This window comes from Yersinia similis (assembly GCF_001053095.1).
Classification (GTDB): Bacteria; Pseudomonadota; Gammaproteobacteria; order Enterobacterales; family Enterobacteriaceae; genus Yersinia; species Yersinia similis.
The window spans coordinates 72570-92449 of sequence record NZ_CGBP01000018.1 but is presented as its reverse complement, the minus strand read 5'-3'; the positions used below and the strand labels follow the sequence as shown (position 1 = coordinate 92449).

Here is a 19880-nt window from a genome sequence, read left to right as displayed (position 1 = left end):
TGGATATCAGTGTGAGCAATCACTCACAACCACTTTAGGACAAACTGGACATTAACCTCTAATACCATAGATACCAACTAGCTACATGCCGTAGCAGACCATGTTTGCGAATATACCATGTGGCATTTCTCCCAGTTAACGCAGGACTCGCAACTTGGCATTGTGACACCAGCCCACCCCGTCTGAAGTGTACAATAATTGCCATAATTACTCCCACCCGCTTGTGTCCAGTAGCGTGCCACCGGGATTTTATTCGCAGGACAAACCGGGTTATTACCGTTGATGACATCAACTTTACCGTGGGTTCCCCACACGCCAGATTGACAGGAAAGCAAAGCTCCAGAGACATCGCGGCTGACCAGACCATTTGAACCGCACTCGCTGCCAGCGCTATTTACCTGATCCAGTTGTAAAACTTCACCGACAGAGAGACGCCCATCTGAGCGTATATTTCCGCCTTTAATCTGGCCTCCGGTAACAATACCTTTATTATTGACTGACCTAACCCAGTCATTGTCCGACATATAAAATCCACCACCGTAGCTCTCGTTGAGCCAGCCCTTATCGCCGCGTGATATCAACCAGCCTTGTTGGCTGCGGATATTGCCTTCGGCGGTGACATCAACAGCATTAATATTACCGCTGAAACGCCCCTCAATGGCGTTTACCGTGCCGGTGTTATTCAGGTTATTTCCTCCCATATCAATACTCGTGTGCATGCGGTTAAAGTCTGGTTTACCCGTAACGGCAAAGCGATAAAGTCGGTCACTTTCATTGCGTGCGTCACTCAGTTCGTCAGTGGTTAATAACGCAGCCACATGCCCAGTTGAGGTACTGAGACCAAAGCTGTTTAGCGGTACGCTCCAACTCCCCATTGCACCCGTAACATAGGCATCATTCCACACATACCCGCCCAGCCCCTCAATATCTGCGGAAATAATCCGTAGTGCTTTGTAAGGTAAACGGCTTCCGCCTTGTGTAACTATCAGCGCTTGCAATTGCTCGGTTCGCATCGCGTTGCGTACTATCGCAGCCTGAAAACGTTGTCCGGTTGTCGTGGTATCACTGAAGCCGCCTGGCAAGAAACCGGTGTTCTTTAACATCGCTGTCGTCACCATAACAGGCTGATTGGTGCCAGCAGAGGCTAATAGCTTGTCATAGTGACGGCCCACGTATCCTTTAAGGGCAAATTTGAAGCGCGATAACTGCACGGCCGTAACCTGATATTCCTTTTGCTTTATATAGTCACCGTAAATGGACGTTGCCCAAATCACTACGATGACCAAAATGAGCAAGGCAATCCCGGTGCTCATCATCGCCCAGCCACGATGCAATGCTCTGGTTTTAAACGTCATGAATTACCACATCAGCAAAGGATCATAGACCTTGACGCTCATCGCCAGCAGTGCGGCATGACCCAGCCAGGGCCCGAGTGGCCCGCCGGTTTTCACATCACCTGACATCAAGTGCCATAGTATGAATCCGCAAAGCCCAACACAGAGTACCAACAGCGCTAAAGGCCAAGCCAGCCAAGCTCCAATAGCAGTAGCAAACCAGACATCGCCTAGCCCCAGCACCTCAGATTGTGCGTAATACCCGAAGACTATCCGAACCGATCCGCAAAACAGGAGTAACGCGATGGCTGTCATACTGTGTGAAAGAAGCTCATCGTTGCCAGCCGCAGCAAGCAGTCCTGCGGCCAGGAAACTCCAGGTAAATTCCTGCGGTAACCAGCCGGAAAGCCGATCAATGAGACTAAGCCGGTATACAAAAGGAACAAACAGCATTGAGGTCATATTGCTGAACACCCGTCCCTCGAATGGAGCCACCGCAATCACCGTCATTGCTACTGCATGGAGCCAGTGATAACGCAATCGAGTGGCTGATTGTTGCTTGAAGGCGGATAAAGAATGATGGCGTTTGAGGAACAGACTGACTTGTCGGGTGATTGGATCAAGTAACCGCAACGCCAGCAAAAATAACAGCGGCACAAATAACCAGGGGAGTGCCAACGTGATGATGGTCAACCGTTAACCGTGAAGGTAAGTGTATTCATCCCGATTCTGCCAGTGTCCTTCACGCAGGCTGTGCCCGCATTTTCGGCAGTGATATTTCCATCACTATAAACGGTGCTATTGATGGTAATACCAGAAATACTGCCGCCAGCACTGAGGCGTGTGGTTATGGCAATACACACATTCTGCGGAACTTTCTGATAGGTCAGGGTAAAACCGTGATTGAAACCGTTCGCAGTTACAGGAGCAACAATAACCTGCCCACCCCATGTATTCCATAGCGTTGCGGTGCTGGCGGTAACATTACCTTTCGTCATCATGTTCTTAGGTACGCCACCGACCTGAATAAGTATGCCAGTCATTGTTGTCCCACTGGCAAAACTGTAGCCATTACGCCCTTTTAGCAGCCCTTGCGTGGACGTTATGATGCTCTGCACATTGGCAGACTCCAAGGCGATATCCTTTCGGTTCCACAGCGTATAAATACCGCCCGGTACAACCGCAATCACGACGATGACTACAAGCGCTACGCCACCGCTCTCAAGGATACCCCAGCCACTATGAGGTTGTTTTCTGGATGCTACTGGTAATGACATTATCGGATCCCTTATTACATTGAGTCACTGGTCATATCCTGAATTTGCATCACCATAGACAAGATGAGTAAGAAGAAACTGAAAATCAGTAACAGAGAGAAAAACATGACGCCAATAACCCGCTTGTTGACTCGCTCAAGCGTTTGTTCCAACCAGCGATCACCGTAACGAGCAATAATATCTGGTGCGCCATCACCTTCGGTCAGCAAGGAGAGATAGTTAGCCGCTTCTTTACTGGGGAATGCGTAGCCGCTATTACGCAAAGCCTTCCCCAGATGGTCGCCCTGTTCGATACAGGCGATAATGGCGTCAAGCCGTTCTTGCAGCCAGGGAGAAGAAAACGGCAGTAAGATCTGCAACGCCTCTAACGTCTGCACATTCGCTCTCAGCAGCGCAGCCATATTCATCAGGAACACCGCCCCTTGAATATCTTTGTAGACCGACCAGGGCATTATGTTGTCAGCAAAGCGGCGTAACCGGCCACGCCAACGGGGAATAGACCACAGCACCAGCCCAACCAAGATGGCAATCACCCCCACCACAACGGTACTCTGCTTGTCCGTAACGTTGGCCACTGCATGCATAAAACCTAATGCACCGCGCCAGTTTTCTGGATCAGAGAGCTTACGCAGCGTGGGGATCAGATACATGCCATTGATGCCCAACATGCCACTGCCCAGACTAAGCAACAGCAGTGGATAAAGGGACATTTTGCCAACCAGTGTCAGAATACGGCGGCGGGCTTCGACCAACTTGCCCGCTTGTCGCAGTGCTTCTGGCAATTTTCCACTACGCATACCTGCGCTGATTAAAGCGGCCTCTTCCAATGGCCCCCAAGCGGCAAGCACGTCCTCAAGCATACGTCCCGTACCGTTATCCGATAACGACTCCAGACAGTCATCCACCAAATCGCCATAAGGATGCCAAAGCTTCCCAAAATCGGTATGAACCTCCGCAATCATTCGCAAAGCAGCCCCTAAGGGGTGGCCGTTTCCCAGTAAAAAATGCAATGCGTCATAAAACTCCAGGCGGTAATGAGCACTAAAAGTATGGCGCACCAACTCATACCGTAGGCGTTTCGCCAAAGACATATTTCGGGCAGGACGAAAAATCATCTCAGACATCAGGCACCTCACAGGTCAAGAGGTGATCTTCATCTAGTGGACAGATCAAATCTGCATCAAGGGGATCAACCAGACCCGCAGCCAATTGATGTAACAGATGAGTCACACGCGTTATGCCTCTTAGCGATTTAACCCAGTATTGTCTGGCCACTGCCGGGCCGTAAGTCAGATACAGCAACATAAATCGCGCATCAGGGCGAATCACCTCCGCCACCACACTGCGCCCGGTCACACCGCGGCTGACGATACGATCACTGATAGAAAGCCGTTGCTGGCAATGCACACATCCTTTTTCACTACGAAACCACAGTTGTTCAGGACGACAAACGCCCTCCACACAACAATAACGTTCGAGGCGCATACGGATTTCAGGCGTGAGTCGCGGGGACTTGGCTTTCCAGGGAATGCGACAATGCGTACACAGCGTTTGAATAAGGCGCTGGCTGATAAGCCCCACGATAAGCTGGGCATCCGCGATAAGTGCCTCCGAAACACCCAAAACGACCATGCGTTTGAGAATGCCAACAGCACTGTTGGCGTGAAGCGTTGTCAGAAGCAAATGGCCCGTTTGAGCCGCATAAACGGCAGCTACGATAGAGATGAGGTCACGCATTTCGCCGTTAAGAATGGCATCAGGATCGAGGCGTAAAGCAGAAGCATTGGCGCTATTCCAGGCTTGCTGAACAACATCGGTACGGCTTTTATCGGCAATGATGGGCGTCTGTATCGCGCCTTTGATTCTCCCTTCCGGCGGGTCTTCAATCGTCAGCAACCGACGCCGTTCACCGGTGCGATCCAAATACATCTGGCTGAAGCTACGTAAAGTGGTACTTTTCCCCGCCCCTGTAGGGCCAGAGAGGATCACCATCCCCTCCGGGATACGTAGAATTTTCTCTACCAGCGTGCGCTGTTCTGGCATAAATCCTAACGTATTCAACGTCGGTACTGCATCACCGTCATCATCGATAATCCGCATGACGACATAAAGGCCGTCGGCCGTTGGGCGATGCTCATAACGCGCACCAAAAACACCGACTTTGCGAGCAAAGTCAGATTTTACGCGCCCACCCTGTTCTCGCCCAGGATAAAACTGTGTCTCAGCCACATCGCACATCGAGAGAATGATGGTTGAAGCCAGCGCCATCCCCTCCCCCCTTGGCAGAGAATCCACCTCTTCCAGATCACCATGTAAACGCATTTCTACCCGAGCCAATTGGCTGTCGATGATGAGATGGATATCTGAAGCCCTAAGCTCGCGCGACAATTCAAAATAATGCAGCACTTTTTTCTGCCGCTCGCTGATGTTAGTCAGGTCTTTCAAGCAAATACTATATTGCGAACTATCAGCTATACGGGCGCGGCGGTTATTCAATTCACTGAGGGGCATAAACTCGTTTTTAGCGCCGGTGTGAATACGCGCCATTTCCACCACCCAGCGCTGTACCCGTGGGTCAGTGCGTCGATTGTTATCAATAACCAGCACGACTTGCCCACAGGGCAGATGATCAACAAAGACAAACTCCCTGATATCCTTATCAATAATCATTTTTTCGCCTCAGAATGACATCACAGTGCCGTCACTCAGTTTCACCACCGACGCTGTAATCGCCGTTATCTTGAGAGAACTGCCAGGCAAAATATCACCTTGAGTGACCTCAACGACACCTCCTGTGACCAGACGGAAACGTGCCCGTAATGGGTGACCTCGGCCATAAATTTCTTCAAGTTGTAGTGTCGCCTTTTTGGAACCCGAGGCCACTGGACCCGTTTCGGGCATATTTTCCAACCCCGTAGTGAAAGGCATCGTTGATGTAAGGTTTCCATCAGTGGGAAGAATGATCTGTTCATTTTCACGCAGTTGGCGCTTAAGTCGAGCGGTCTGAACCTGAGCCTCCAGCAACATATTACGTTGCTGGATAGATTCCAGCTGGCTCACCGTTATGCTTGATATATCAGTCGTTTTAGCTGATGGCTGATCGCCCGCCGCGCTGACTGAACCGGCCCAAAGAACCAAAGGCAACAATAGACAGATGGGGTTAATTTTGTGCATACAGGCTCCCCTTGATGGTGTATTCAAATTGACTCTGCGGGTTGAGCGTAAACGCGATGCTTGTCAGACGCAGACCGATATCATCTATGCTGGCTAACACCCCTTCTGGTGATGATTTTGTCGTGAAAGTAAAGGTAAACTCTCGCCAGCCTTGCGAAGGGATCGTATTTTCCTGCCCCGGAACCACCGGAGGTGGTTTGACTTCATTGAGAAGCACACTGATATTTCGTCGCTGAAAATGTGAAATGAACTGCATCAACTGTACGGCTGACGGAGGGATCTTTTCATCTCGCCATAACGATGGAGAATCGGTGGTAACAAAAGGGATCAACACATCACCATTTTGGCCCCCTTCCTCCAGGTTAAAATACGCATCTTGCCCGAGCAATTCCCGAGCCCGATGGGAGAAATCTGCGATGGTACTGGCAGCCGTTGCCACATAACGCAGGCGCATCCCCTCACTCACACACTCGCCGTAAGCAAGCCGCCAGCCAGTGAGGGTTACGGGCAGTCGCTGGCGAACAACAAGGCACTGACTGAGAAAATAAGGTGTTGGCCAGATGCTCGCCCAAGGGTGCGGCAGGTTCTCTTCTTTGGTCGATTCGGTGACGTTCTGGCTTTGCAATTCAAGTAACGCCTTAGCCTGAGCGACTTTGCCTACCATTTCAGCCTTATCAAGCTGATTTCCCCAGTACCAGAAAGCCGTTGAACCAAGCAAGACGGGTAGAGCAAAACACGCGATGGTGCGGCCAGAAAGGAGACGGCCCAGGGTTGTTGCACGAATTGCCTGACGAGACAGTCCTGTCGTCAACGTCTGCCAACAAACAGGTGTCTCAGATGTCGCCGTACAATTCAATGCAGTAGATGTCAGTGAAAGAGATGTCAGTGAAGTAGATGATTCAGGTGCATTAAAATCTAAAAACCGCTGTTGAGCGCTCAATACCTCATTCAAGGTTCCGATGATATCGCCCATGACAGACGGCAAACCGCCAGTCGTTGCCAGAAAAAGCCACTTATCATTTTTTGCATCGAGTTGATAAATGCCGTAATGACTCCCGCCCTCGCGAGCCAGATAGGCCGCAGCAAGCGAACAAAGCCGGAGCCCTGGTTGAACACCAAGAGGGCGCGCCTGACCGCTAATGTGTTGCGATTTAACCGACAATTTCAGCCGATGAGTGGCTCCACCAGCACGACTAAAAACCCGCTTTTTTTGGGCGACAAGATCGTGCATCTGCCAGTTCATACCCGCCACCCATCCCAAGCGACCCATTTTCATTACCTGTTGGGCTGGCATGATAGGGCGAGCAGCAATATTCTTGTTCATGATTACCTCAGCAGAACCGGTGTAATAAGAATAACCAGCGTGGTACGGGTTTCCAGACCGTTATGACCGCCGCCCCACCAGAAGTTACTGGGGGTAAATGCCCCTTGTTTATTGGCTACGGTGTCAAGTTGATCGGCCCCGGTCAGCACCAATGTCTGGCCCGCGCGCAGATTGACTGTTTGGGTAAGTGAACGAAGTTTGAACGCAGGGGTGTCATTGCGCGTATTACCATCACGAGAAAAGAAAGGCTGAATGATGGGTTTGTCCGAAAGAGTGAAAGCAAACTGGAGCTATACATCGCCATTTTCCTGAATGTAAGGCAACATCGACATAAACAGGCCCGTGGTTATAATGCCGGTCTGCATTGACGATGTAGTACCCGCGTTGGCGGTTACCGTCGTGCTTGAGCTTTGTATGTATCCCGTTTGATCGGAGATCTGGAACGGTACCGGTGTCAGGTTGATTGTCGCCCTGTTGAGTTCCGTGACCAAACTGACGTTACCCTGCTGAGAAAGCGCTTTGATCAGCAGCTCCGATCCAGAAAACTTCTCTGCGGGCCCCGTCGCAGTGCCCAGAATAGACAGACCACCGGAGAGGGTATTATTTGCCGCGTTAATCAGGTTTCCCGTCACGCTGGCACCGATATTGTTTAACGATTGATACACCAGTTTCCAGTCCAGACCAAACTGCTCCTTGCGCGACTGGGTAACACTCAAAACCTGAACATTAAGCTGAACCTGGCGGTTGAGAAGCTCATTCTGATGGTCGATATAACGCCCTATCCGCTCCAGGGTTTCAGGCGTGTCCGTCACCGTCAAGGTACCACTGGCAGAAGAGAGCCAAAAGCGCCCTTTAGACGGTGTCAGCATATTCTCAATCGTCTTTTTAATGTCCTCGTAGAGATTACTGTTCAGATCAACCGAGGTTTTCTGTACGGAACTCGAATCGCCAGACACACCACTATTGGCTCCGCCGCTTGAGCCCATCGAGCTGGAGGATCCTGACGTTACACTGGCGGAGCTGCTAATTTTGGTATTAAGGATGACGAGTTGGAAAGTTCGAGTATCCAATTGATAAAAAACAATATTACCTTTATCAGCACGCCATGACAGCCCCAAACGACTGCCGATGGTGTCCAACAAACCCGGCAAATCACCTTGCCATTTCAGTGCATTAATATGCTTGCCGGACGGCATCATTGCGAAACTGGCGTTAGCAGACGATAAAGCCAAAAAGGCATCTGGTGTGATGGTCACGCGGGCACCACACAAGCGGGTAATACGCTGCCCCAGTTCAGGTAGACTCATGCCTTCAGGGCGGTTGATAGTTATCTGACAAGGAAGCAGCATTTTCTCTTCCGGGCTTGCGGCAGCAGGTGTGAGCGGTTTCAAATTCACCCACGGCTTATCGGCCCAAGTCACTGAAGGCTGAGTTTTAGCGCCATTGCTATCCGTAATACGCCGAGCGGTTTCGCCGCTATCTTTTGCCAGGCTTTCTATCCGGTCAATTTCACTAAGTGAACAGCCAATCAAAAATTTTAGACTGAGCACCACACCAATGAGGCGCGAGGTTCGGGCTACGGAATACCAATGCATCCAGCTTTTTCCCTTAATTAAGATAAACAATACTCCCTTCAGCCACTCCGGCGGGAAGAGAGAGATTCATGTCAGTTCCATCAACCATTCGCAGCCGCCCACCAGCAACGGTACCCACCAGAGCGGAACTTGCTGATTGGCGATTAAGGCTGTCAACTAACTGCTGCTGTTCAGGTATCCACACCCACAAACGGCCGCGTCGTATAGCTGCGCTGATACGGCTGTCCGGTAAGGGAACGAGGCCAAACTGGCGAGTATTTAGTCCCCCTTCATCCAGAGTGCGGTGGTAGCGCCAATCATTTACAACACTGGCCAATCGCAGCATGTCAGCAGCCAAACGATCTGTGGTTCGATTCACAACCCGCGACTGATAGCCAGTGGATTCCCGCAGTTGAACGTGGCCGACGATGAGCACGAAAACCATCGTCATCACTGCAATGGCATAGCCCACCTCAGAGCCCCCCAGGGATGTCGCTAACCACGACCAGACATTGCGGGCGGCTGGCTTGCGCAAACAAGGGTTTGTCTGCTTGACGATAAAGCTCAAAAATCTGAACGAGTACAGATTCAAAATTGCCGTGGAAAGCCAATGGCGCATCAATGCGGTAATCCAATAAAACCGGCCAGATGACTACCCAATGGCCACCGTTCACACATTTGTTCTGGCCTGCCCAACGATTCAGCGTTTCTTTGAGTGTTGAGCCTACCTCGGCCCGCCAAAGCTGGCCTGAAGGGGCAACAGCGATCGGCGTCCCTGGGCCAGATACCGTTTTACCTGGCGCTTCAGTTGAGAAAACCGCAGTAGCCGGTGCTAACACCTTGCTGGCTTCCGTCAATACGGGTGAGGGGATGGAGATACTTTCAGGCTTTATAGTCGGTTTAAGCGGTACTAAAAGTGTGGGAACAACAGGTGTTAGCGCGCTGGCAGAGGAGCCAGAAAAAGGGTTTCCAGATTGCTGTGCTAGATTTTTAGTAGGGATAATGACATTGGCTGGCACTACCGGTTTGGCTGACACAAGGTTCTGATAGGCATCACGTAATGTAAAACAGACTTCGCGGTTAACATCATCAACGAGCAAACGCCAGGCGGGTCCCGCAAGGATCTGCAAAGCGTCACTAAGGCGTAACGGGCCCATTGAACGTTGAACCCCAGGTAACGGCTTGTTTAGCAGTTCGGCAAAAACCGGTGATGATATTGGACACAATGAGTACCCCGATTCCAGCAATACATATCGAAAGCCATCGCCAACAGAGCGAACCATTTCGGCGGGCATGCTGATGTCCATTATTTGGTTTAGCGGATCACGCTGCGCATCAACAGGTTTGCTGCTAATCAGAGTATAGCGGTCATAGCGCACAACCTCTGGAGCACGATTGGGGTAAATATCATTGACTCGGGGAATGGGCGGAACGGGTGAAAGCGGTTTGTACTGGGCGGTAGTGTTATGGGTGCAGCCAGCGGTTAGCAGTAACAGCGTGAGCCATACCAACTTATATCTGGGCCGCAGATTTGGTTGTGCCATCCGTGTTCACCGTCAAAATAATCCCAATCAGATAGGGGTATTTTGACGGCGGCGAACGGGTGGACAACGCTTTAATCGGTATGCGCGGGGAAATAAAAAAACGCCGGAATAACCGGCGATTAGTTAAAACTTTAGAATCAAGTTCTGGCGTTCATCAAGCGGATACCATAAGGACTGAAAGCCGTATCTGCCGAAACCAAAATCAGCCCTTCCATTTGCGACTGTGCTATTAGCATTCTGTCGAACGGATCGCCATGGTGTCTTGGCAAATTTCCAGCCTGCTCTGCGTGGGCGTGCGATATTGAAAGTGCATAGAAATTGTTTCTCTCCATTGCTTCATCAACATCAGCATCAAACTCCAGCTTACCAATAGAGCGCTTGATTGAAATTTCCCATGGAGTAACGGCACTCACATAGACAATATTGCTGCCCTTGGAAATCACACTGCGGGTTAAAGAGCCAAGTGAAGGATCATTTGTCAACCACCAGATAAATACATGGGTATCAATCAGGAGGCGTTTCATTCACCGGCCTCAAACATCCGTTGGATTTCTGTATCTGCTTCACTGAAGCGCTGGTCCATGATGATTCTGTTCTCATATCCACCTGGTACCCGATCTCTTTGCATTATGGGAACCAATTGGACATAGGGCTTACCTGCCTTGGCGATAATGACTGTTTCGCCATCTGCGGCTTTGTCAGCAAGCTGACTCAAGCGAGATTTTGCTTCATGCATGTTTGCCTGGACTGTCATAAAACACCTCCTTAGCTAATTTAGCTAACCAAGTATATTGTAAAAAAAAGCACCCGTCAAAAAATGAACTAACACCCAGTAAATAATATCGTTGTCATAGTTGCGCGGCGACTGACAAGCGCAGGGAGTAAATCGAAAGATTGCGGTAAGAGAAGAACACCACATCAATACTATTCAGGATAGAAATCACTATCCATGATTTGAGCGAATGTCCACGGGCAGGATTTAGGGAATACCTTTTCATCCATTCCGGTTTCTCTGGCTGCCGATAAAATGGCATCTCCATAAGCATCCGTTGTCATTTTATCAAGCTCTCGCTCAAGACTTGGGCTTTTCGAGAGCCGACGAGCAGCTTTACGTCGCTGTTCAGCGATGATGAGTTGCCAACTACGACCACGGTGCGAAGGTTGAAATGCCCACTTCAGGAGGTGGCGGAACAATACCTCAAGAAGGGATTCCCACTCGCTTTGCTGGCTATGCCCTATGCTCTCGATTTCCTTCAGGAGATTTGCGGTATCTAACTGATCCAAAAGACCATAACGTAGCAAATCAGCCTGCTCCTGAGTCCAACCATAGAAATCCGTATCATAACGATTAGTCATAGTGTTCTCCGCTAACATTGCACCTACCTTAATAAAGTGAGCCTGTCAGAGAAAAGAACGCCAGTCAAAACTGGCAGGTTAATTTGCCGTAATTAAAGAAGAGCACCCGCAATACCAGCGATGATAGTTAAGCTATCGCATAGAACACAGCACGGCAGACACCCTACCCGAACCCGCTGGGCAGGTGTATATCCATATCGGCTTAGAATGAATTTTCAGCGTAACTTTGATGCTGAGGTTCATTTTGCGCTGGCGGCATTGAAGTTGGTTTTTCTGACTTATAAACCAGTTGGCCACTAATCTTGACCCACTCAACCGCAATCAATCTGGCTTTAAGCGCAGGTCGGCTTTCACCGGCATGATCACCCTTAGTCAGAGTAAACACATCAGCAACCAGCCCACTGAGTACAAAACCAATGAGCACCTGTTTCTCTTCATCCACCGCCTTTTGGCAGCGGTTGATAAGAGAAGCACTTTCTTTGCCCGCAACGGTGATATCAAAACGCGTGTAAGACGCATTATCGGTCGGCCCAGTAAGTGCATTGATTACGGCACAGGTGAACTCACCATTATTACCTGAGACCTTACGAATATTATTGAGGTAGCCGATACCGGTGACATTCAGATTGAAATATTCAGCCCGAGACTGAGGAGGAGAATTGGGCGCTTTATTTGTAGGAACATTGTTTGTAGAAATATTGTTTGTAGGAATATTATTAGTTGCAACCGCGCTAGTTGAAGTCATGGTGTTTTCTCCAGAGTGAAAATAAGCAGTGCGGAGAAACAATCATCCCTTACGGGGAAAGTTTCCCGCAGGGAAGTCAGTAACTTAGCCACTGACTGGGCTGTATTGGTGATCAATTACAGTGAAGTCTGCCTTAACCCGAAGGTCTCTGTTTGCAAAGGTTAACAGATTTAGGTGTACCGCCCGAAAGCGCCATCTCACAGGTCATGATGGCATTGGCATGTGATTACCCGAAGGCGTTCCTCTCAATTCACTGGAACATTGGCAGTTGTCATCGACAACAAGTAGCCTATTCAGTTTTCAACCGGATGAGGGAGAAGTCAATATATCGGGTAAGGAAGAACTGATATCACGAATACGTAAAAAATTGACACTGGATTCATTAATGGGCGGAGAAAAAATAGAGCGGCGAGTGCCTAACAATACTGCCGCATTGGGTTCCCCGAGTTCACTAATAGCCTGCTGCCAAACAGTATTGTTTTCAATAGCATCCAGACGAGAAACCGCAACTGAGCGATAACTCATCACACTACCGTATATCTCACGAACCAGACGACTACCGTCACTCAACCTGTCATAGCGTTGCTGATGAGAAATCAGCCCATAATGAGCCGCTTGCAGAACCAGCCTGGCAAACTGGTCGAAACCTAACAGCAGGAAGACGCAACGGTATCCCAGCGGGGTATTACTGTAGACGTGAATATCCAAAGGTTCAGACGATATGACTTCAGATAACGTCGCCCCCTTTGGCAGCCACTGCATATTCTTATCCAGTTGCTCGATCAAGTCCGCCATTTTACTACCCGCCGCAATAAGTTGATCGTCCATTTTCAACATAGCGGCATCAGCCCAGGGATTGTCCCTTAGTGAATCCTGATTAATCAGAGAAGCCTTATTAAGAAATTGCGGCATTCCTATAATGCCAGATTTCACCACTGTACCGTCCTCACCTGTTTCGACGCGCCGTCCTTGCCACAGACCAATGGCATAGTGGCTGTGAAGCTCAATTCTTAGTTCAGAATATAGGGAGCCAGTACGTTTTTTGGAATGTTCTGCCACCGTCGTCACCTGCTAATCAATTAAGAAAAGCCAAATAATCGTGAAGCTTCAGGATGCTAACAATGTGAAACCCATCATCCAATCTGCAATAATTTTCCGCTGCTCTTTTTTTATACAGTGCTGCCGCCCGCAGCAACGCTTATTTTTTGAACATGTTTTTCACTTGCCGCCAAACAATTTATTTCTTATGTCCGCAATAACACTGGATACCCGCTCTGCTGAGGCGAGTTCCACTGGTAGTGAAGAGTGGCTAATAATAGGAGCCGATGTCGAAATTTGCCGTTGCGGTGACGCAGCGGACGCTATCTCCCGCACAATCATCTGACCATCGCGGGCGCGCTTGAGCATACTCAGCAGCCACCCCATCGGATTGTTTAATTGCCCACGACGCAATTGTGCCTTTAGCATCGTCAATAGCGCCGATGACTGAACTTCAGGCAATCCCTCTAGTTGCGCCATCAGCATATCTGCATCTGCCGCAGATATTATGCTCAACAGAGCATCTGGCAATACCAGCACTGGCAAGCCCTTACCACCCTTTTCATTGGATACGTACGTTTTTTTATTCACACTCTGTGTGAAATTACGTACGTTACAGTTCGATTTTCGAACTTCGGGGTAACGGGTTGATTTATGACTGAGTTCGGTATCCGAACTCCGTGTTTTATCCTCATTCTCTGTGTTCTTTTTACTGAGTTCGGAATTCAAACTCGGCACAGACTCTCGGCGCAACGCTGCCATTTGTACCGGCGTGGCAACGGCTCCCAACCGATTTTCAATCATATCCAAACGGGAATGGCGATGGCGCATCGTCGGGTCATGACGAATTTCACTCAATACCGCCCGTGCGGTCAGACGAACCGCTTTATTCTTATGCCCACAGCTTGATGCCACAAGATCCAACCAACCTGGATCAAAAGTTTCGGCATCCCGGCAGCTAAGAGGCTCATCGTGCTGGGCGTAGATATTTCCCCTGACGCGTCCATGGGTATCACGGACACGTTTACACAGACTCAACCAACCGGTAATTCGTAACATTAATAACGCACGACTGATGGTTTCACGTGACGCTTTTTCCGCATGTGGCGAGGCCAATTGAAGTTGCAGCTCATCATACGTTGGGAAGATGGCCCCCTCATGCTGCTGCGCATAGAGACGGATCATCACCCAGGCGGTTTTATCCAAAGGGGAGAGCCGCGTATCCATAAATAACCGGCGGGGAAACGCATCATGTACGTTTCCAAGAAAAAGCAAGCCACTGCGCTCGCGGGTCACCTCATTCTCTGAGGTACGTTTCGCGAGATTTGTTTGCATTCTTAACAGCGTGAATTCAACGATGCTGTCTGGCGGTAATCCCATCGCCGGTCGCCTCTTCTGAATCTGACAATGACAGCACTACGGGGCCTGAATGGCCCCCTATGCGGAAATACCGGTGTACACCCGTCGCCCTTCAAGATGCAGGGGTGTTAGCTGCCCTTGCTCACCCCAGTCACTTACTTATCTAAGCTCCTGGGGATTTACTCGGTTGCTGCCTACCTGCATCTTGAAGTAACTTGGGTATACAATTTTCTCCGGTGAGAATCTGTGTGGGAAGCTATTTCCTGATTTCACGGTTATAAGTCTGGTGATTCATCAATATCCAGCATTGGCCGCCATCTTTGCTGAGCATGCGCCAAAAAGGCCCCACGTTTATCTTGAGGTATCCGTTTTCCTGCAAGCGCTTACAGACTTTCTTCCCATGCTTGAGGGCAGCTATCAGACTGTCAGCTTTTCGCCGAATAGAAGGAGTCACCCCCTGGCGAGGGCTGTAATACGAAATATTCATCAGCCGTCTTCCCTCTTATTGGTCTTACGACTGGCTTCACGACACCAGTTGCTAACCCGTGACCAAACAGCCGTCAGCGAGACATCATGTTGTTCAGCGGCAAGCATCATAACGTCTAGCGCCTCGTGAGAATCGGCGGCACTCAAGCCTGAATCTCTCCACTGAGTCCAGATATCAGCATCTTCTTGTTCGTTGAGCGCCTGAGTTCTGCCCTGACGAGTATCAATATCATTGAGCCGACGCCGGGCGCTGACTTCTGCCGTGGTCAGGCCGAAATAGGTTTGCATCAGTTCGATAGATCCCCCCAATTCCAGAGCGCGATCAATACGTTGCATGCGCTGCTGCTCAATACGAGCCTGCTGCACAATGATCCAAAAATTAGTATGATTAATGCTCAGATTCAGTACCGACACACTGCTCTGCATCAGGTAGTGCAGGTCGTCAATGGTCAGTTGGCTCAATTGACGAACCTCTTCAATCGTCATTCCCAGTGACTCACAACGGCGAATGTTGCCAGATTTCAGATCCATCAATAGGTGTGCCAATATGGCATTCGTTGCCTGCGATAAACTCTGGTTCACAGTAAACCTCCGTTAATGGCTACATTCGCATCACGCTGTAACTGGCGCAGGCGGCGCAATACGCGCATAAGACGCATTATTTTGACCAGATGGATATCGTCGAGTACCGGGGGATCGGATTGGTCGGCTGAACCTAAAAAGGTTTGGCAAAAAATGGACAGGCTTATGCTTTCTTGGCCCGAATGCCCCGTCAGACCCAGCAGGAAAGTTACGAATCTATTGGTATTACCTTTCTGAGTACTATCCGCCAGAGTGCTATAACCAGCTGAATCACGCTGTTTATATTCAGCAATACTGTCAGCACAGCCCATGGCCTCCGACAGTTCAAAAGCCAATCGGTAAGCCATATCTTGCAAGTGTTCAACATCATCCATCAACGCAGGGATGTGCCAGATATCATCGACTGGCTCCAGGCCTGTCGCTGCAAAAGCAACCGAAGACGCTGGAGGTTGATCCTTGCCTGCCGACTCATCCACCACCGTAGAAAGCAGATTCGCTCCAGCGAGATTCGCATTACCGCTGATAATAACGGGGCCACCACAGAGATTCGGCGGGGTTTTAATATTGGCAAGATGCTCCTGAGGGCGATTAACCGAGGTATCACCACGATTATCAGGCGCGGATTCAGGCTTCGTTAAAGGCCCAGTGAGTGTCCCTGAACGCAGTCCGACCTCAGGAACGGCTCCGTTAGGTTGTGGCGGCAATTTGGTGAGTGGAGCGCCAGAAATTCCTACTGAATTAGCATCTGGAGTCAACGCTGAAGGGGGAGGTAATGGGTCACCATAAAGCTCCCGGCGCTGCTGTTCTTTAGGATCAAGCTCAATCAGCCAGCGGTCGTAGTTCAACAACGGATGGGGTAACGCTTTAAGGAGTTCACCTATCAACTCATCACGGAACATATCCAAAGAGTACAAATCAGGGCAGTTAAATGATGTACAAACCGCGCTAAAAACCGCCTCAAATGTCTTGCTGCAATCCGTCGCAACAACATGCCGAGACCACATTTTTTCTGCGGCTGATCGTAATGTGATTAACGGGATGACTTGCGATCGGCTCAACCCAGCATCGAGTAAATCAGGCAGACACGGATACAGATATTTCAGCGTATCTTCCATGCGGCTGATACTGGAGTTATGAATGGGATAGCCCTGCTGATTCAGAAATTCGGATAATTCACGGAGTGAGACACCTCTTCCCTGCTGTTCTTCCCACAGGATACGAGCCTTGTGAATACCTAGCGCCTTCTCGATGTATGTGAGATCGCCCCGGATTTCATTTTCTGCCAGATGACCAATAACACACTGCAATCGCCCCGGCCATGGTTTGAAAATCGAGTGAATGTGATAAAAGCGATCATCTCCAGTTTCCTGCCATAATTCGCACAAAATCTGGTAGCGGGTATTACCGCCATCACTGAAGATATAGGCATCCTCACCATCGGGATCCCGTGTCACCTTGGGAATTGAATCCAAGCCACGAGAACGTATTGACGCCTTAATATCCTCAAATTTTGGATTACGTGTAGCCCGTGGGTTATCTGGATTTGGCCGTAGTTGATCCAACGTCAGCACCATGGCCATTTCGCTAACCGGTAGAGCCGTTGGGTGCCCGACTGAGTGGGGCAGTCTACCGCGTTGCAGCATCGCCTCTGACAGATTTAACCCATTGATTTTACTCATCAGCAGGCCCCCAACTCTTGATATCGTCGAAACGGGTGTAACGGCTGTCAAACCTCACTCTGACCGTACCAATCGGCCCCTGGCGCTGCTTGCCGATAATGATTTCAGCGATCCCCTGATCTTCAGTACTGACGTTATAGACCTCATCGCGATAGACAAACATAATGACGTCAGCATCTTGTTCCAGTGCGCCAGAGTCACGAAGATCACCATTATTAGGGCGCTTATCAGCACGCTGTTCCAGAGAACGATTAAGTTGAGAGAGCGCCAGTACAGGGCATTTCATTTCTTTTGCCAGCGCTTTTAGAGAGCGGGAAATCTCAGCAATCTCCTGCGTACGGTTCTCCTGTCTTGGGCAACGCATCAGTTGTAAATAATCCAACATAATCAACGCGGGCGGGCCATTCTTGCGCGCATTACGACGAGCGCGTATTCGCAGCATGGCGGGCGTCAGGCTGCCGGTATCATCAATAATTAATCTGTCTCGCCATTCTCCAACCATAATGCTGGAAGCATGACTTATGCGAGCCCAATCCTCATCATCCAGCAAACCACTCTTAAGGCGCTGAAGCTCAATACGTCCAAGAGAAGAAATCATGCGCATCAATAACTGTTCGGTGGGCTGCTCAAGGCTATACACCTGCACCACACTGCCTTCTCGTCCCTGAAGCGCGCCAACAACCATCGACATGGCTAATGCCGTTTTACCCATTGATGGGCGGCCAGCCAGCAAAATCAAATCACTGTTTTGAAGGCCACAGGTGCTGGCATCAAGCTCAACAAACCCAGTAGGGGTACCGGTTATACCGTTGCCCGACTGATTTCGCAGTTCAAGCTGCGTAATTAATCTTTCCATCCCCTCAATAAGAGATACGGCCTTTTCAGGCTCAGATTTTTCGGCAATATCGATAATCCTTTTTTCAGCTTTTTCCATAATTTCAGCAATATCCGCACGGGGTGCGGTGGCCTCACGAGTGATATCACTGCCTAAGGTCACAAGTTGACGGGCACGGCTGAAACGGGCAACAATTTCACTGTAAGCCACAATATTGGCGGCACTGGGGGTGTTCTTACTGAGTTCTGCGGCATAGGCGAAACCACCAACCAACTCCAGTTGCTCCTGCTGCTTCAAAAAATCAGTTAGCGTCAGTAAATCAATAGGTTTCCCAGCGTCAATGAGGCGTTTCATCTCACGAAAGTAGATTTGGTGGGCTTTACTGAAGAAATCCTCAACACTGAGAATGAGGGCAATATCATCCCAGCGATCGTTATCAAGCATGAGACCGCCCAATACACTTTGTTCTGCTTCAACTGAAACAAGCCCACGGAGCAGCTCGCCCTTTGAGTCACTCATGATCAACCCCTTTTGCAGGGGACTGTAACCTGTCGAAATTGTTTCGCCACTCAGGGAAAAGCTCGCTGGCAAGGCTATGCATAGTCACGAATGCGGAGTCACTGACTCGTCCGGTTTTTTTCTCAAGACGATGAGCCGGTTGCCCAACGGCATGGCCTTCAACATAGATTTCAAGGTCGTAGATAAAGGTATTTAACAGAGAAACGTGGATTTTTTGACTATGGGCGCTGTATCTACCGTCATTGATAATTTTCTCAAGCTGCTGATATGTTTCCCGTGCCAATCGGGTGTATTTCATGCAGTTGATTAGAATATGGATTTCTGGAAGTTTCACTCCCAGTGCAGAGAAAGGAAGAAGGTTTTCTATCATATTGATAGTGCCGCGAATGAATTCCCTGACATCCGGCAGAACCGGCTTTACCACTCCCACCGCGGTTTGGGTGGCGGCAAGGACGATAAGCTCCAACATAATGGAACGAGCGCCTTGGGAGTCGATGATGATCGCATCGTATCGTTGAAAGAGAGAATGTTGCAGCACATTACGCAAACGCAGGCGGCCATCAGGCGCATGAAGCATTGCCGTCGGCAATTGCGCATTCGGATCATTTGAAACAACCACGTCCAAATTAGTGATTGTACTATTAGAAATTATGCGAGAAGGATCATTAAGATCGGCCGTTTGCATAAGCAATTCAAACAGACCACAGGGGGCTTCGTAGGCTAATGCAAAAATGCTGCTTGCCGTAGGCTGAGCATAATCGCCGTCAATAAGGAGGACTTTGAGACCAGCGTCGGCAAGAAAACCGGCCAGATTGGCAGCTTGGGTAGATTTACCCTCTCCACCTTTAGTGGAAATTATTGGAATGACATGCATTTAAACACCTGAGTTAGTTATTCAGGTGAGCAATTGCAATTTAATATTAATTACCTAATTTGATCACTTTTAAACACAGGGATTGAAAATCCCCGTGTCCTTGGTTCGATTCCGAGTCCGGGCACCATATTTAAGCTTGTTTGTTAAAGTGACTAAACGTCTAACCTAACAAGCAGGTGA

Annotated in this window: 22 protein-coding genes; all 22 read right to left on the bottom strand. The window is 49.5% G+C overall.

Annotated features, from left to right (window positions below; genetic code table 11):
• Positions 1-77: 77 nt before the first annotated feature.
• The 22 genes from pilV to AC971_RS13950 all read right to left on the bottom strand — a co-directional run bounded on the left by pilV (position 78) and on the right by AC971_RS13950 (position 19700).
• Complete coding sequence (gene pilV / locus AC971_RS14050) at positions 78-1355, bottom strand: shufflon system plasmid conjugative transfer pilus tip adhesin PilV (protein ID WP_025381185.1); 1278 nt, start codon at positions 1353-1355, stop codon at positions 78-80.
• 3 nt (positions 1356-1358) lie between these two features.
• Entirely contained in the window at positions 1359-2027 is a 669-nt protein-coding gene (locus AC971_RS14045; protein WP_025381186.1) for a prepilin peptidase, read from the bottom strand.
• Complete coding sequence (locus AC971_RS14040) at positions 2024-2611, bottom strand: type 4 pilus major pilin (protein ID WP_025381187.1); 588 nt, start codon at positions 2609-2611, stop codon at positions 2024-2026. The genes AC971_RS14045 and AC971_RS14040 overlap by 4 nt, the downstream gene beginning before the upstream one ends.
• Before the next feature lie 14 nt (positions 2612-2625).
• Positions 2626-3735 (bottom strand): type II secretion system F family protein, encoded by a 1110-nt coding sequence (locus AC971_RS14035; RefSeq protein WP_038401989.1) that lies wholly within the window; start codon positions 3733-3735, stop codon positions 2626-2628.
• On the bottom strand, positions 3728-5281 hold the full coding sequence (locus tag AC971_RS14030) for a GspE/PulE family protein (RefSeq protein WP_025381189.1): 1554 nt from the start codon (positions 5279-5281) through the stop codon (positions 3728-3730). The genes AC971_RS14035 and AC971_RS14030 overlap by 8 nt, the downstream gene beginning before the upstream one ends.
• Positions 5282-5290: 9 nt before the next feature.
• Positions 5291-5785 carry a type IV pilus biogenesis protein PilP gene (pilP, locus tag AC971_RS14025; RefSeq protein ID WP_012105809.1) on the bottom strand — a complete coding sequence of 165 codons (495 nt, stop codon included), beginning with the start codon at positions 5783-5785 and terminating at the stop codon, positions 5291-5293.
• Entirely contained in the window at positions 5772-7109 is a 1338-nt protein-coding gene (pilO2, locus tag AC971_RS14020; protein ID WP_025381190.1) for a type 4b pilus protein PilO2, read from the bottom strand. Before pilO2 ends, pilP begins: the two co-directional genes overlap by 14 nt.
• 2 nt (positions 7110-7111) lie before the next feature.
• The gene (locus tag AC971_RS25765) at positions 7112-7258 is read right to left on the bottom strand and encodes a hypothetical protein (protein ID WP_407071132.1); all 147 of its coding nucleotides are present in this window, start codon (positions 7256-7258) and stop codon (positions 7112-7114) included.
• A gap of 141 nt (positions 7259-7399) precedes the next feature.
• Positions 7400-8704 (bottom strand): PilN family type IVB pilus formation outer membrane protein, encoded by a 1305-nt coding sequence (gene pilN / locus AC971_RS14015; RefSeq protein WP_414826406.1) that lies wholly within the window; start codon positions 8702-8704, stop codon positions 7400-7402.
• A gap of 13 nt (positions 8705-8717) precedes the next feature.
• A complete protein-coding gene (gene pilM, locus AC971_RS14010) occupies positions 8718-9155 on the bottom strand; it encodes a type IV pilus biogenesis protein PilM (RefSeq protein WP_012105812.1) in 438 nt (145 codons plus the stop codon).
• Between the two features lies 1 nt (position 9156).
• Positions 9157-10227 carry a PFGI-1 class ICE element type IV pilus protein PilL2 gene (pilL2, locus tag AC971_RS14005; protein WP_025381191.1) on the bottom strand — a complete coding sequence of 357 codons (1071 nt, stop codon included), beginning with the start codon at positions 10225-10227 and terminating at the stop codon, positions 9157-9159.
• A gap of 137 nt (positions 10228-10364) precedes the next feature.
• Positions 10365-10751 (bottom strand): type II toxin-antitoxin system VapC family toxin, encoded by a 387-nt coding sequence (locus AC971_RS14000; RefSeq protein ID WP_012105814.1) that lies wholly within the window; start codon positions 10749-10751, stop codon positions 10365-10367.
• Positions 10748-10981, bottom strand: coding sequence for a type II toxin-antitoxin system Phd/YefM family antitoxin (locus AC971_RS13995; protein WP_012105815.1), 234 nt, complete (start codon positions 10979-10981; stop codon positions 10748-10750). Before AC971_RS13995 ends, AC971_RS14000 begins: the two co-directional genes overlap by 4 nt.
• A 170-nt stretch (positions 10982-11151) precedes the next feature.
• On the bottom strand, positions 11152-11583 hold the full coding sequence (locus AC971_RS13990) for a DUF29 domain-containing protein (protein ID WP_025381192.1): 432 nt from the start codon (positions 11581-11583) through the stop codon (positions 11152-11154).
• 202 nt (positions 11584-11785) lie between these two features.
• The gene (locus tag AC971_RS13985) at positions 11786-12328 is read right to left on the bottom strand and encodes an STY4534 family ICE replication protein (protein WP_012105817.1); all 543 of its coding nucleotides are present in this window, start codon (positions 12326-12328) and stop codon (positions 11786-11788) included.
• A 300-nt stretch (positions 12329-12628) separates the two neighbouring features.
• Entirely contained in the window at positions 12629-13387 is a 759-nt protein-coding gene (locus AC971_RS13980) for a PFL_4669 family integrating conjugative element protein (RefSeq protein WP_012105819.1), read from the bottom strand.
• Between the two features lie 159 nt (positions 13388-13546).
• Positions 13547-14746 carry an STY4528 family pathogenicity island replication protein gene (locus tag AC971_RS13975; protein ID WP_025381193.1) on the bottom strand — a complete coding sequence of 400 codons (1200 nt, stop codon included), beginning with the start codon at positions 14744-14746 and terminating at the stop codon, positions 13547-13549.
• A gap of 235 nt (positions 14747-14981) precedes the next feature.
• Positions 14982-15212, bottom strand: coding sequence for a ParE family toxin-like protein (locus AC971_RS13970; RefSeq protein WP_025381194.1), 231 nt, complete (start codon positions 15210-15212; stop codon positions 14982-14984).
• Positions 15212-15793: a DUF2857 domain-containing protein gene (locus AC971_RS13965; RefSeq protein WP_025381195.1), complete on the bottom strand. Its 582-nt coding sequence runs from the start codon at positions 15791-15793 to the stop codon at positions 15212-15214. Before AC971_RS13965 ends, AC971_RS13970 begins: the two co-directional genes overlap by 1 nt.
• On the bottom strand, positions 15790-17472 hold the full coding sequence (locus AC971_RS13960; RefSeq protein WP_025381196.1) for a ParB family protein: 1683 nt from the start codon (positions 17470-17472) through the stop codon (positions 15790-15792). Before AC971_RS13960 ends, AC971_RS13965 begins: the two co-directional genes overlap by 4 nt.
• The gene (gene dnaB-PI, locus AC971_RS13955) at positions 17465-18826 is read right to left on the bottom strand and encodes an SPI-7-type island replicative DNA helicase (RefSeq protein WP_025381197.1); all 1362 of its coding nucleotides are present in this window, start codon (positions 18824-18826) and stop codon (positions 17465-17467) included. Before dnaB-PI ends, AC971_RS13960 begins: the two co-directional genes overlap by 8 nt.
• Entirely contained in the window at positions 18819-19700 is an 882-nt protein-coding gene (locus AC971_RS13950) for a ParA family protein (RefSeq protein WP_025381198.1), read from the bottom strand. Before AC971_RS13950 ends, dnaB-PI begins: the two co-directional genes overlap by 8 nt.
• Positions 19701-19880: the final 180 nt, after the last annotated feature.